At 57.8% G+C, this 13,432-nt stretch carries 12 protein-coding genes; 5 read left to right on the top strand and 7 right to left on the bottom strand.

Features of this window, described 5'->3' with window-relative positions; all coding sequences use genetic code 11:
- Positions 1-112 precede the first annotated feature (112 nt).
- The 5 genes from Dvar_RS00865 to Dvar_RS00845 are packed head-to-tail and all read left to right on the top strand — an operon-like array spanning position 113 to position 6,786.
- The gene (locus Dvar_RS00865) at positions 113-730 is read left to right on the top strand and encodes a TetR/AcrR family transcriptional regulator (protein ID WP_419659840.1); all 618 of its coding nucleotides are present in this window, start codon (positions 113-115) and stop codon (positions 728-730) included.
- Positions 723-2,114 carry a TolC family protein gene (locus Dvar_RS00860; RefSeq protein ID WP_419659839.1) on the top strand — a complete coding sequence of 464 codons (1,392 nt, stop codon included), beginning with the start codon at positions 723-725 and terminating at the stop codon, positions 2,112-2,114. The genes Dvar_RS00865 and Dvar_RS00860 overlap by 8 nt, the downstream gene beginning before the upstream one ends.
- Positions 2,115-2,169: 55 nt before the next feature.
- Positions 2,170-3,354 carry an efflux RND transporter periplasmic adaptor subunit gene (locus Dvar_RS00855; RefSeq protein ID WP_419659838.1) on the top strand — a complete coding sequence of 395 codons (1,185 nt, stop codon included), beginning with the start codon at positions 2,170-2,172 and terminating at the stop codon, positions 3,352-3,354.
- A 13-nt stretch (positions 3,355-3,367) separates the two neighbouring features.
- Positions 3,368-6,481 (top strand): efflux RND transporter permease subunit, encoded by a 3,114-nt coding sequence (locus Dvar_RS00850; protein WP_419659837.1) that lies wholly within the window; start codon positions 3,368-3,370, stop codon positions 6,479-6,481.
- A 14-nt stretch (positions 6,482-6,495) separates the two neighbouring features.
- Positions 6,496-6,786: a PG0541 family transporter-associated protein gene (locus Dvar_RS00845; RefSeq protein ID WP_419659836.1), complete on the top strand. Its 291-nt coding sequence runs from the start codon at positions 6,496-6,498 to the stop codon at positions 6,784-6,786.
- 158 nt (positions 6,787-6,944) lie between these two features.
- Here Dvar_RS00845 and Dvar_RS00840 read toward each other — a convergent pair whose 3' ends face one another.
- The 7 genes from Dvar_RS00840 to Dvar_RS00810 all read right to left on the bottom strand — a co-directional run bounded on the left by Dvar_RS00840 (position 6,945) and on the right by Dvar_RS00810 (position 13,428).
- On the bottom strand, positions 6,945-7,526 hold the full coding sequence (locus Dvar_RS00840) for a hypothetical protein (RefSeq protein WP_419659835.1): 582 nt from the start codon (positions 7,524-7,526) through the stop codon (positions 6,945-6,947).
- A 139-nt stretch (positions 7,527-7,665) separates the two neighbouring features.
- Positions 7,666-9,015: an ABC transporter permease gene (locus tag Dvar_RS00835; RefSeq protein WP_419659834.1), complete on the bottom strand. Its 1,350-nt coding sequence runs from the start codon at positions 9,013-9,015 to the stop codon at positions 7,666-7,668.
- A 6-nt stretch (positions 9,016-9,021) separates the two neighbouring features.
- Positions 9,022-9,783 (bottom strand): ABC transporter ATP-binding protein, encoded by a 762-nt coding sequence (locus Dvar_RS00830; protein WP_419659833.1) that lies wholly within the window; start codon positions 9,781-9,783, stop codon positions 9,022-9,024.
- Between the two features lie 53 nt (positions 9,784-9,836).
- Positions 9,837-10,901, bottom strand: coding sequence for a beta-ketoacyl synthase N-terminal-like domain-containing protein (locus tag Dvar_RS00825; protein WP_419659832.1), 1,065 nt, complete (start codon positions 10,899-10,901; stop codon positions 9,837-9,839).
- Entirely contained in the window at positions 10,892-12,079 is a 1,188-nt protein-coding gene (locus tag Dvar_RS00820) for a beta-ketoacyl-[acyl-carrier-protein] synthase family protein (RefSeq protein ID WP_419659831.1), read from the bottom strand. The genes Dvar_RS00825 and Dvar_RS00820 overlap by 10 nt, the downstream gene beginning before the upstream one ends.
- A 3-nt stretch (positions 12,080-12,082) precedes the next feature.
- Positions 12,083-12,337 (bottom strand): phosphopantetheine-binding protein, encoded by a 255-nt coding sequence (locus Dvar_RS00815; RefSeq protein WP_419659830.1) that lies wholly within the window; start codon positions 12,335-12,337, stop codon positions 12,083-12,085.
- A 65-nt stretch (positions 12,338-12,402) separates the two neighbouring features.
- The gene (locus tag Dvar_RS00810; protein WP_419659829.1) at positions 12,403-13,428 is read right to left on the bottom strand and encodes a BtrH N-terminal domain-containing protein; all 1,026 of its coding nucleotides are present in this window, start codon (positions 13,426-13,428) and stop codon (positions 12,403-12,405) included.
- Between the last annotated feature and the right edge of the window lie 4 nt (positions 13,429-13,432).

Genomic DNA, 13,432 nt, shown 5'->3' with positions numbered 1-13,432 from the left:
TTTGTTTTGAATTGACAAATCCGAAATACGAGTGTTACTTCTAAATATGAAGATATATTCAAATTTCGACGTTATATTCAAATTTTTTAAGAAAAGCATGCAAAATTCTGAAATGACACGTAAAGAAAGACGTTACGCCCGCCATCGAGAGGAAATTTTGGAGGCGGCCTTGCATCTGTTTGCTGAAAACGGGTTCCACCATGTGACCATGCAGCAGATCGCCCAGGCCGCTGAATTCTCGGTGGGCAAGCTCTACACTTTTTTTGCCAACAAAGAGGACCTTTACCAGGCCCTGATCCGCGAAAAGGCCGACGAGCTGCACAATGAAATCCTGGGCGTGCTCAATCAGGATGCCGATGAGTTGACCCTGCTGCAACAGGCCCACGCCAAAAAATTCGAATTGTTTCTGAAAAACAGCGCGATCATTCGCCTGTACCTCTCTGAAACCACCACCGCCGGGTTCTCCCTGCGCGCCAGCCTGACCCAGGAGATTCGCGCCCAGTATGATGGGTTGCTTCAGATCGCCGGCCGTCTGTTCGCTGGGGGGATGTCAAAGGGAATTTTCGTGGATGGGGACCCCTATTTGTATGCCGTGGCCCTGGACGGCATGACCAACGCCCTGGTGATGGCGGCCCTGGAAGACCCCGACCGGCAGCCGGAGGATCTTCAGGCGACATACCGCCGGTTTTTTAATGGTATTTTAATCAAAAAGGGTGAAAGCGATGGCTAAGTTGATCACACGGCCCTGCTTATCGACTCTCGCTTTGCTCGTCTGCCTGTTGGCCTTTTCCCCAGGCAGCGCCCAACCGCCGCCACCTGATCCATTGACCATGGACCAGGCCGTGACGCTGGCCATCGCCAACAATCGCCTGATCAAATCGGCCTTGCAGAAATCCTGGGCCGCCGAAGCCGGCCGCGACAGTGCCAGAGCCGACCTGTTACCCAAAGCAGCGGCTGAATACACGTACACCCGGTTCAAGGACCAACCCTTTATGTGGGTGGATGCCTACACCGTGGATCCCAATTTGGGTATCATCACCGGCACCCAAAGCCATCAAAAAACCATATCCGACAAAAACCTGACCACCTGGAACCTGACCCTCACCCAACCGCTTTTCACCGGCTTTGCCCTGTCCACCCGTTTGAAAATGGCCGCACTGGGTGTCAGAACCCGCCAGATAGAAAGTATCATTGCCGTACAGGATGTGACCAAGCTGGCCAAGCTGGCCTATATCCATGTTCTGCTGGCCCAAAAGATACTCACCGTGGCCCAGCAGGCGGAAAAGAGCATCCGTGCCCATGCCCACAATGCCGGTCATCTTTATCAACAGGGCATGATTCCTTACCACGATCAACTCCAGGCCAACGTGGCCCTGGCCGATGCCGCACAGCAGCGCGTGGCCCAGGCGGCGCAGTGTCAGATGGCCATTTCGGCCCTCAACACCGTTCTCGATCTGGATATTGACCATGCCACGCAGGTGGCGGAAATCGATCCGCACGCCAGTGGGCCGACGCCCGATCTGACTGCTCTGCTCGATGCGGTACTTGAGGATCGACCGGAACTAAAAGCCCTGGACCTGGCCCGGCAGCAGTTGGAACTGGGACGTGTGCTGGCCCGCAGCGGCAATTATCCGACCGTTGCCCTGGTCGGGCAATACCGGCAGCGGGGAGACGACTGGGCGGCCACCCAAAACAATTACGATAATCAGCACAACGCTATCGTGGGGCTTCAAGCCCAGTGGACCTTTTTTGAATGGGGCAAAACCCGCGCCGAGGAGGCCCGGGTCCGCCACGATCAACGCGCCTTGGAAGAAAAGATCAAGTCGGTTGGCAAGGCCATGCAACTGGAGGTCAAGGATGCCTACACCCGCCTGCAGGTGGCCCGGCAAAATGTCGGCACGGCGGATGCCGCCCTGGTCCAGGCCCAAGAGAACTTACGTATCGTCAACCTTCGCTATACTCAGCAGATGGCGACCTCCACGGATGTGCTGGATGCAACCACACGATTGACCCAAGCGAAGACGAACTATTTCGTTGCCGGTTATGGCTGCCACTCGGCCATGGCTGAACTAGAGCGGGCCGTGGGCCGACGGTTGGAGCCGGTTGCCCCATAAATGACCCGGTTGTCCGATTTTTGTTTCCATTATTGTTTATGAGGAATACCTAATCATGCAATCATCACCAACCGCAAAACGAAAAACAGGGCGGGTATGGGCCATTGTCGTGATCATTGGATTCACCGCCTTCACCGGCTTCAATGCATTTAAGCTGCTGAATCCCCGAAAAACAGCGCCCCAGGAGGCGACTGCCGTCCCCGTGGCGGTAATTCAGGTTCACGAGCAAACGCTGGCCGATCGGCTGGCGCTTATCGGCAACATTCAGCCGGCGGTATCGGTGCATGTGTTTTCCAAGGTCCCTGGCCAGATCATCGAGACCATCACCGTGGAAAAAGGCGATCGCGTCCAAAAGGACGATATCGTCGCCACGCTCCAGCGCGATGTGATCGATGCCCGGCTGGCCGAAGCCCGGGCCGGACGGGCGGCGGCCGCGGCTGGCCGGGCCCAGGCCCGGGCCAAGCTGGACGTATTGAAAAAGGATCGCCAGCGCCTTGAAAACCTGTTGGCCGAAAAAGCTGTGGCCCGCCAGCAGGTGGATCATGTCCAGGCTGAATTCACTACCACCCAGCAGGCCCTCCGGCTGGCCGACGCCCAGGTCAAGCGTGCCCGGGCAGTGATCAACCAGTTGATGGTGCAAAGCGAAAACCACACGATCCGGGCACCGGCCGGCGGGGTGGTTGCCGTTCGCCATGTGGACCCCGGAACGTTGGCCGCACCAGGCATGCCCATCGTGAGCATTACCGACGAGTCGACCGTCAAGGTGGTTTTCCCGGTGACCGAAAAAGACCTGCCCCGGATCCGCAAGGGGATGGTGGTTCAGGTTCGACTGGATGCTTTTGCCGACACGGTATTCGATGGCAGCGTGGATCTGGTCAGTCCCACGGTAGATCCGGCCACCCGCTCGGCCGACGTGGAGGTGCGCATCGCCAACCCGCAAGGCCGGCTGACGCCGGGCATGTACGCCCGGGTATCGATCCTCATGCAAACCCGCACCTGCCCGGTGATGCCGGCGGATGGAATCGTTCGTGTGCCGGGCACCAGCGAGCGGTTCGTTTTCGTGATCGAAAAGGGCCAAGCCGTCCAGCGCAACGTGACCACTGGCCTGAGTGCCGGCACCCGGGTCGAAATCATCAGCGGTGTGAGTGCCGGCGACTCGGTGGTCGTCAAGGGCCAGGGACGGCTCAAGGATGGAACGCCGGTGCGCATCATCGACACCGTGGCGTCCCCCACATCGTAACCAGGAGCCTTGCATGAGACTGCCCGAATTTTCCGTCAAGTACCCGGTCGCCGCCATGATGCTCTTTTTGGCCCTGGGACTGATCGGCGCCTACTCGGCTGTCAAGCTTTCCGTTGACATGTATCCGGACATGGAACCGCCGGTGGTGTCCATCATCACCATGTGGCCCGGTGCCAGCGCCTCGGACGTGGAAACCGAGATCACCGAAGTCATCGAGGATCATGTCAACAGCGTCAACAACCTGGAAACACTCACCTCCAAATCCCTGGACAACCTGTCGGTGGTGGCCTGTCGGTTTGCCTGGGGCGCGGACCTGGATGTGGCCGCCGCCGACATCCGCGACAAGCTTGAAATCGCCAAACGGGAGCTGCCCGATGATGCCGACCCACCCATTCCCTTCAAATTCAGCAGCGCCACGGCGCCGGTCCTGTTCATCACCGTAACCGCCGATAAAAACTGGAGCCGGCTTTTTCACTACGCCGACAAGGAGATCGGGGACAGCCTGAAACGGGTTCCCGGCGTCGGGGCGGTGATTATCAACGGTGGATTGCGCCGGCGCTTCAACGTGTATTTCGACCGCCATAAAATCGAAGGCTTTCATCTTTCCCTGGCCCACATCAACGCCATCCTGGACGCCGAGAACCGCAATATTCCGGCCGGCAATATCAAGACCGGCGACATGGACTACTTCGTGCGCATTCCCGCCCGCTACCAAACCGTGCAAGAGATCCGCGAAACCGTGGTGGGCAACGTGGATGGCCGGCCGATCTACCTGCGCGACGTAGCCCAGGTCACCGACGGCTTCGCCCCCCTGGATCAAAACGCCTGGGGCGACGGTAAAAAAGGGCTGGTGATGATCCTGCAAAAGCAGGCCGGCCGCAATACGGTCACGGTCATCCAAGCGGTCAAAAAACGGCTGGCCGAGTTGTCGGCCACCCTGCCACCGGATCTTGAAATCAACATCGTCTCCGACACATCGGAAAGCATCATCAATTCGATTGCCAACCTGCGCGCCTCCCTGTATTACGGGATCGGCCTGATCGTCATGGTCAGCCTGATCTTTTTACGGCGCCTGCGCACGGTCTTCATCATCGTCCTGATTATTCCCGCATCCCTGATCATCTCCTTTTTCCTGATTTACGCCTTTGGCTACACCATCAATCTGGTCACCCTCATGTCCCTGGCCATTGCCTCGGGCATGGTGGTGGACAACGGTATCGTGGTACTGGAAAACATTGTGCGGCACATCGAAAAAGGCAGCAAAGTCAGTACCGCCGCCATGTTTGGGGCCAGCGAGATGGGCCTGGCCATCACCGCCTCCACCCTGACGACGGTGGTGATCTTCGTGCCCCTGATGTTTCTTACCGGGCTGGCCGGAATCGTGTTCAAGCCGTTGGGGTTCGTGCTCACGGCCACCCTCATGGCCTCTTTGCTGGTGTCATTGATGCTGACCCCCATGCTGGTCTCAAAGTGGATCAAGACCCCTGGCCCAGACAACGCAGACACCGTGCCTCCCGGTCTGGCAGGCCGCTTTTTCCACGCCTCGGAGGCAGCCTTCAAAAAAATCGACGACGCCTATGCCCGTATTCTGGATTGGTCCCTGACCCACAGTATGACCGTCATCATCCTTGCCGTGGTAGTCTTTGCCAGCGGCATCAGCCTGGTTCCTTTCCTGTCCACATCGTTTCTGCCCAAAATCGACAACGGCGATGTGAGTGTGCGCTTCCGGCTGCCCGAAGGCTCGCGCATCGAGGAAACCGATGCCATGGTTGAGGCCCTCCTGGGGGCTGTTGACAAGGTGGTTCAACCTGAAGAGATGCGTCACAACTATGCCTATGACGGTGAGGACAAAATGGGATTCGGCATTGCATTAGGGTTTGACCAGGGACCCAATGTAGGCACCATCGGCCTCAAACTGGTGGACCGCGACCGGCGCGGGCGCAGTGTAGCCGATGTGGCTGCGGCCCTGAGGCAGGCGGTGGCTGGAATTCCAGGGCTGGATAAAATCGAGGTCTCCATTGAAAGCACCGTGGACCAGGCCTTGACCGGCGGGACCAAACCCGTGTCACTGGAAATACAAGGATCTGATTTAAAGGAAAATATCAGTTTTGCAGAAGCGGTTAAAACTGAATTGGAGAAAATCCGCGGATTAGAGGATGTCAATCTGAGCCAGAAATCGCCACGCCCGGAAATCTGGGTCCAGGTGGACCGTCAGAAAGCTGCGGCCCTGGGGCTTGCCACTGCCACCATCGGCCTGACCCTGCGCAACTATCTTTACGGTGTGGAAGCCACCCAGGTCCGGGATGCCGGAGAAGGCTACGATCTTTATACCCGATTCAGCGAAGCGGACAAAAACCGGCTGGACCAGGTGGCCCACCTGCCGATCTTCACGGTTGACGGCCGCCTGGTGCCGCTGGGCAATGTGGCCCGCATCGAGCGGGGGTTCGGTCCCATCGAGATCCAGCATAAAAACCGGCAGCGCATCGTCAAGGTGGAGGCGGACCTCTATGGCCTGGCCCTGGGTCAGGCCAATGCCCGCATCCGATCCGTGCTGGCCACCATGGCCATTCCACCGGGCATCAGCGTGGCCTTTGGCGGCGATGCCGAGGAACAGGGCAAGGCCTTTGCCGACCTGACCGCCCTTTTGATTATCGGCATTCTTCTGGTTTACATGCTCATGGCATCCCTGTTCGGCAACCTGCGGGATCCGTTTATTATCATGTTCGCGGTGCCTTTTGCCTTCACCGGCGTGATCTATGCCTTTTACCTGACCGGGACGACCCTGGGCATCATCTCCTTCATGGGCGTGGTGATGCTCATGGGCATCGTGGTCAACAACGCCATCGTGCTTTTAGACTACATTCATCTGCTGCAAAAACGCAGTCGCCCTTTGCGCGAGGCCGTGGTCCAGGCCGGCCACGACCGGCTGCGTCCGGTGCTGATGACGACCCTGACCACCTTTTTCGGCATGCTGCCCATGGCGGTCTCCAGTGCGGTGGGCGCCGAGGCCTGGAATCCCCTGGGTATCACCATGCTGGGCGGATTGTCCGTCTCCACCGGCGTGACCCTGGTGCTGGTGCCGACCATTTATTATCTGTTTGAAAAAAGGAAAACCGGATCGCACTAGATGGAAGGTGCAAAATGAAAATGTATTTTCTGGTTTACGATGTCACTTTTGACGACGAGGTGACCGAAGTGCTCGACGGCTGCTGCATCACCGGGTACACCAAATGGACCCGCGTGCTGGGCAAGGGGGAACGCTCGGATCCCAAATTCGATAACAGCGTCTGGCCGGGATTCAACTGTTCGATCATGATGGCCGTGGAGGATGTGTTGTTCCCATCCGTCGATGCAGCCCTTGATAAGCTGCACCGAAAGATGGGAAAAAAATCGCTGAAGGTTTTCACCTGGGCAATCACCCAGCAGCTGTAAATTCTAAATACGCTTTTAGCGGCTTTTTAAAAATTCTGGATCAGGCCCGATAACAAGGCGGAAAACGGCTCGAAAGCGGAGCATATATGTAATATGTAACCATTTTGAGCCGTTTTCCAACGCCGTTAGCGGGTCTTAGACGGGATTTTAAGAAGCCGCTAAGGGGTAACGGCCGGCACTACCGTCTGTAGATAAATCGCCATAATATTTCCCATATCCGTGGGCAGGCTGCGGTCACTGGCACCGAAGGACCAGGTGGCGCCCATGACATTGACGTTGCTGGTCAGGGTTTTGTGCCCCACTTCCTGACCGGTGTCTTTATCAACGAAGCTCATCTCCAGCAGCATCTCTGAATTACCGGCAAAGGCGCCGCCCCAGAACCGGGCACCAAAGCCAACGATACGCATTTGCGGTACGTGGGTTTTGACGATCAACGTCGGCCCGCTTTCAACCACCGATTCGCTGACGCCTACCGATCGATATTTACCGCCCTGGGTCAATGCCGTTACCGCAGCATCCCGGCTGGCCTTGAGATCCTCGGGATAGTCACGCAAAATATCGTCCGTTGCCGTAAAATCGGTGATGACCAGATTGGCGTAGCTTTTTGCCAGCGGGGTTTCATTGGCAAAAGGATCTTCCTCAGGTTCGGGTTGGGATTCCTGACCGGCGCAGGCGACTAGCATCAGTAGCATAGCCAATAGAACGGGACCAACAAGTGCACGAAAACGAAACTGTTTCATGGATCCTCCTCTGTGATAAAAATTAGCGTTAAATCCGGCAACCTTGGGCTGCCGAGGACATTGGTGAAACTTGGGGGTGAGACTTACCCTTTTTATCGGCAGGCGCGACGATCACTCAACCCATTTCATTCAAACGGAGTCACGCCAATACAGCACCGGATCGGCGCTGACGCTGCCACACCCATGCAAGAAGGACACAGGCAACAAAAAATGTACCGAGCGCAGCGGCCTCGGGCAGTACATCGCGGGCCCCTCCCCCTCTGACAAACACGTCCAGGGTGCCGTTGAGACCCCATGCCAGCGGGGAAATGACACTGATCGTCTGCATAAAGGTCGGCATGGCATAAACAGGCACCATGACGCCGCCCAGCGCCGCGGCAATGACGATAGAAATAGGACCGAACATGGCGGCTTGTTCAAAAGAGTTGACCACGGTCCCCAAAAGGATCCCATAGCCCGTGGCGGCAAAAATAGCGCTGGCCGCCATGACGCCGAGGGCCACAGGGTCGCCCCCGATCTCCAGGGGCGGGGTGCCCCACAAGGGCAGAATCCATTTGCCGATGCAACCGATCAACACACACTGCGCCAGGCAAACCCCCATGTAGGCAATGATACGACCGGACACCAGGGTCAAATAGCCGACGGGCATGGCCAAAAGACGCAGGTAAGTGCCGTTGATGCGTTCCTGGATGAACGCGCCGGCCATGGGCAATACAATAAAAAAAATACCGAACAACGACCATGCCGGTACATTTTGTTGAACCGAGGTGGGAAGCTTTAGGCGATTGCCGGCCAGCGCGTCCTGGCTTTCAATGTTCAGCAGGGCGGCCTCTGACCACTCCAGCTTCAAATCGGTTTGGGGCATCTCGGGAAGAAAGTCGGCCGCCGGTTTCAGGGCCTCGGCCAGGGTTTGATCAATATGGGCAGGTAGAACGTCGGCCAGGGCGGCCATTTTTTCACTGACTTGTATTCTGAAAACCATCAACGCCAGCATATTGCGCACGGCCGACCGGAACCCACCCAATACAGTCGGATCAAAGTGCACCTCAATGGTCGGCGTTGTATCGCCTTTGTCCTGGACCGTGGCGGCTTTATCGGAGATGCTCTGCAGGGCACTCTGGCGGGCACTTGCCCGGACCTGTTCGGTCATATCGGCAGGGATGATCAGACATAGCTGGTACGCGCCCTTGGCCACCATCGCCAAGGCTTCATCGCGGCCTGGCTTGTGGCCCTCCAGGGTTCGGGTCACCACCACGCCCTCGGCCTCTTCCAGGGCCTCGGTAATCTGCCGGCCCAGGGCCTCGCCATCCTCATCGATGAGCAGAATACGCGTGTCGCTCTCGCCGATGGTTTTCATCGCGTTTTCCTGAACAAGCGTAATCACCACCACCAGCACGGCCGGCATGACGAACAGCACCAGCAGCCCCGCCTTGTCACGCAGGAGCAGTAAAAACTCTTTTTGAATAACGGCAAACAGTGCGGTTATCATCTTCTATTACCCGTCCCTGAGCGCCTTGCCGGTCAGGTGCAAAAACAATTCGCCCAGATCATTGCCCCCGTTTCCATGGGCCAGCAATTGATCCACCGTGCCCTGGATCAGAATCCGGCCCTGATCCATGATGGCCACCCGTGAACACAACCGCTGGGCTTCCTCCATATAGTGGGTGGTATAAAGAATCGTTGTACCGCCATCACGCAAAGTTTCAATCTGTTCCATGATCAATTGGCGGGACTGGGCATCAATGCCCACCGTGGGTTCATCCAGAAAGAGAAGCTGAGGCTGGTGAAGCATGCCGGCGGCCAGATTGGCCCGGCGCTTCATGCCGCCGGAAAAGGTGCCCACCGGTTGGTCGGCCCGATTCGTCAAACCGACTGAGGCAAGGGTTTCATCGATGCGCTCACGCAGTCGGTCCCCTTTTAGCCCCTGCAGTTTACCGAAAAAACGCAGGTTCTCGCGAGTCGTCAGCATGGGATAAAGGGCGATTTCCTGGGGCACCAGACCGATAATCCGGCGCACTGCCAGCTTTTTGCGGTAAAGATCAAGCCCGCCGACCATCACGGAGCCGGCCTTGGGACGCAAAATCGTGCTCAGGATGGAAATCGCGGTGGTCTTGCCGGCCCCATTGGGTCCCAGCAAACCGAAAATCTCGCCTTTTTCCAGCGTCAAATCCAGTCCATCCACCGCCGGCAAATCATTTCCCGGATAGTAATGAACTAGCCCGTTGGCTACCAGGGCATGCGATGGTGAATCAGACATAATCTCGCCTTTGCCCCAAGGTTGCGACGGTGGGGTTCACGGTAATGATCTTGTTATTCCAATAGGGTCCAGCCATAGGTGTGGCCTACGCCAAGCTTCAGGCAGGCAATGGGCCGGCCCTGCAACGGTTCAGGTCCCCGGGTCCCCGGCGCCATGCGGTCATCGGGAAAAATAACGCTTTTTTGGCAACTCAACGCGGCAATGGCGGTATCGAAAGCACTGTCCACGGGCAGGTCGCCATACACCGAGGCATAACTGGCCCAGCGGACATCCGCTGCCTGCCAGGGATGGTAATCCGCCGGTGTGGCCGCCACACCGCCGGTGCCCAGGATATAACAAGATGCCGCGGGTCGGTCCGGCGGTCCGCCGCGGTGGCGTCCCACCCTAACGTCCGAGATGCTTGCATAGGCAGCGGACCGATTATCATCTGCCTTGAGCAAGAAAAAACAAGCGCCCTCACCGGCCGGGGGAATCTTACCCCCGCCTGGCCCCCCTGTCTGGCCGTGTTGCTGCTGATGGACATGCCAGGCATAGGCATAGGCATGGCTCAGTTCGTCCACCCCGCCCACCAGCACGGCATCCACCCGCCCTTGACGGAGCCAGGCCACAGCGGTCAAAAGCGCGGATGGAAAGGAAAGATCCTCATGGGTGATAGAATGGTTGGGTCCCATCTCCTTCAAGGCGATGGAAATATACGCTGCAGCGGCGTTATGAACCGAATTGGAAAAGCGGGTGGGCGATCCGCAAATTTCCTCCTGGTCCTCGAACGGATACTGAAATGCATAATTATTGCCCGTCGCCCCATGTCCCGTAGCAACGATGATACCCAACCGGCCCCGGCGATCTGTTTCCAGCAGCCCGGCATCGGTCATGGCATCAACGGCAGCCAGCAGCCCCAGGCGAATGTAATGGCTCATGCGGCGCAAGGTTCGTGTGGGCATAAACTCGGCCAGATGCGTTGTGTCGGCCGTAAGACACGGCACCTGGATGTCCCCCTCCCGGGTCGGAATGGAAACGATGGCCGGGTCAACCGGGCCGCCGCTTAAGGCGCGCTCCAGGGCGGACATCCCACGGCCAAAACCGCCGACCACACCAATGCCGCAGATGGTCACACGCATCCTGGCTCCTCCTGCTTGCCGATGACCAGCACCGCGTTGCTCCCTCCAAAAGCCAGGTTCTGGGACAGGGCAACGGTTCCTTGAATCATCGTCGGCTCGGCCACCGGTTGGGCCGGCAAGTCGGCATCCGGTGTCTCAAAGCCCGCTGTGACGGGCAGGCGTCCGCGATCCAGACATCCCAGGGTCAGTGCCGCCTCAATGGGGCCGGCAGCCCCCAGGGTGTGGCCGGTGTACCCTTTGGTGGAAAGAAAAGGCCGCCCTGGAAACATCTTGTTCAGAACGTGGCTCTCGACCCGGTCATTGTCGGGTGTTCCGGTTCCATGGGCATTGATGAAACAGATCGCATCCGGGGCCAGTCCGGCGCTGGTCAGGGATTCGTCAATAGCCAGGCGCAGGCCCTTGCCGTCGGCCCGGGGTTGGGTAAAATGATCGGCATCGGCAGTGGAGCCGTAGCCCAGAATATACCCTTTGGGCACAATCCCATGGGCCTGGCAAAAATCGGTTGAGGCCAGAACAAACACAGCCGCTCCTTCACCCAGATTCAATCCCCGGCGATCCCGGTCAAAAGGCCGGCAGGGCTTTTCATCATTGATAAAAAGCGATTTGAATCCAAAATACACCCGGGGGGTGAGTTCATCGGTGCCGCCGGCAATCACGGCATCACAGATCCCCTGGTCGATCCATGCAGCGGCAACACCGATGGCGTCGCTGCCCGCTGTGCAGGCGTTGGCCACGGTCTGTTGGGGACCGGAAAGATCCAGGGTGTCGGCCAGCAAGTGGGTGGGATTGGTGGCCAGAAAACGATCGCGCGGCAACAAAAACGCATCGGTATCGTTTTGGGCGACGGCATATCCCGACGTGACGCCAATGTTGGACCCTAAACAGACCCCCACCCGGTGCCTGGCGAGTGTGCGCGCATCGAGATTTCCATGGTCCAGGGCCTCCCAGGTGGCGACCATGGCCATCCGGCAGGTGCGCGACAGGTTACCGGGAACGCTGTCGTGTTGCAAAAAGGAGTCAGGAACTTCAAAAACCGGCTGGGAGACCTCACAAGCGGCGGGAAACCGGCTGGGCAGGCCAAAACGGCGCTGTCCGGCAAACAGGGTCTGCAGGCACTGCTGATAATCAGCACCGAGGGCGCAGATACAGCCGAGGCCAACGATGGCAACCGGTGTCATCGCCTATCCTTGCAGACGGGCTTCGATAAAAGCCGCCAGGGTATTGATGGACTGAAAGGCCGCACGGGCTTCATTCATTTCCTTCATGGGAATGCCGAAATTCTGCTCCACCTGATAGACGATCTCAAGCGCGTCAATGGAGTCCAGATCGAATCGCCCGCCAAAAATCAGCTCATCATTGTCAATTTCTTCAGGCGTGAAATCTTCAAGGTTGAGCTCGACCACCAAGATCTGTTTAAGCCTGTCTTGTATTGTCATGAACTTGTTTTTCTTTTGTCGGATAGCGGACAAATCAATCCGTCAACAGTCAGCGCACCGGACCGCTACCGGGTTAATTCCAAAAGTTCCTGATAAACTTCGGTTTCTCCATCGGCACATTCTAAAAGGAGTGCGGCCATGGCATCATAGGTGTCATCGGCCGAGGCCCGGCCCTTGCACAGACGGCCACCCAGCACGGCAAATTTACGCCAACGGTCACCCACCCCCGTCATCACTTTGGAGAGATCAACCAGCCGGGGAATCGACAGGACACCGGCGGCCTCCTGAAGAAAGGCACCATACATGAACCGGAACCCGGCCCCGCCGGTCCCCAATTCCTCCTGCATGCGGATCAGTTGCCCCACATAGAGCAAGGCTCTGTCCTGGCCAAGCTTCTTGGGCCATTTACGTACCTGCCCGGAAAGATATCGAATCCCGCGGATGCCCATCAAGGGACCCGGCGTACTGAGCATGCGCCGGCACACTTCACGAATGCCTTTGCGCGCTGCCGGGACCAGGTCCACCTCCTGGGGAGCCTCTTCCATGTAATACATGGTCCCTTTGGGCGCCAAAGCCCCTTTGGCAAACCGTGCCTTCATCAGGTCAAACCGGGAACAGCGCTCGGGATCCGGGAACACCGGATCACTGATCAGGTAGTCATCGCCTTCTTTTCCGATCACCACAAGATTGTGCATGTTGAAATGGAACCGAAACGCCGGAGGAAAATAGGGCAGCCAGTACCCGCCGGTGCGGCAGGCCACCGGAATCCCCAGAGATAGCTGTCGATCCAGCGCGTCCATGGCTTTGTCCGGATTCCTGAATGTCTGCCAGTGAACCCGGCAGCCGAGCCGTTTGGCCACCCGTTTAAAGATGCCTCCGACCTCGCAACGATAGGTGGTCAGCGGAAGCTTGTTGATGCGGATAAACGGTAAATAGCCGAAAAACATGCCCGAGCCGATGCCAAAGGCCAAGGCTTCACTGATGCTCAGGCCATAGTGGTAAAGCAGATTCGAGCAGACGCCACTTTCACAGTGGGCCGATTGCCGATGAGCAAAATCAATTTGGATGGTTTCCTGGGCAGCGTAAAGCAAAGGC

Source organism: Desulfosarcina variabilis str. Montpellier (assembly GCF_048565275.1).
Classification (GTDB): domain Bacteria; phylum Desulfobacterota; class Desulfobacteria; order Desulfobacterales; family Desulfosarcinaceae; genus Desulfosarcina; species Desulfosarcina variabilis.
The sequence above is the reverse complement of the archived record's forward strand: the minus strand, read 5'-3'. Positions and strand labels throughout refer to the sequence as shown.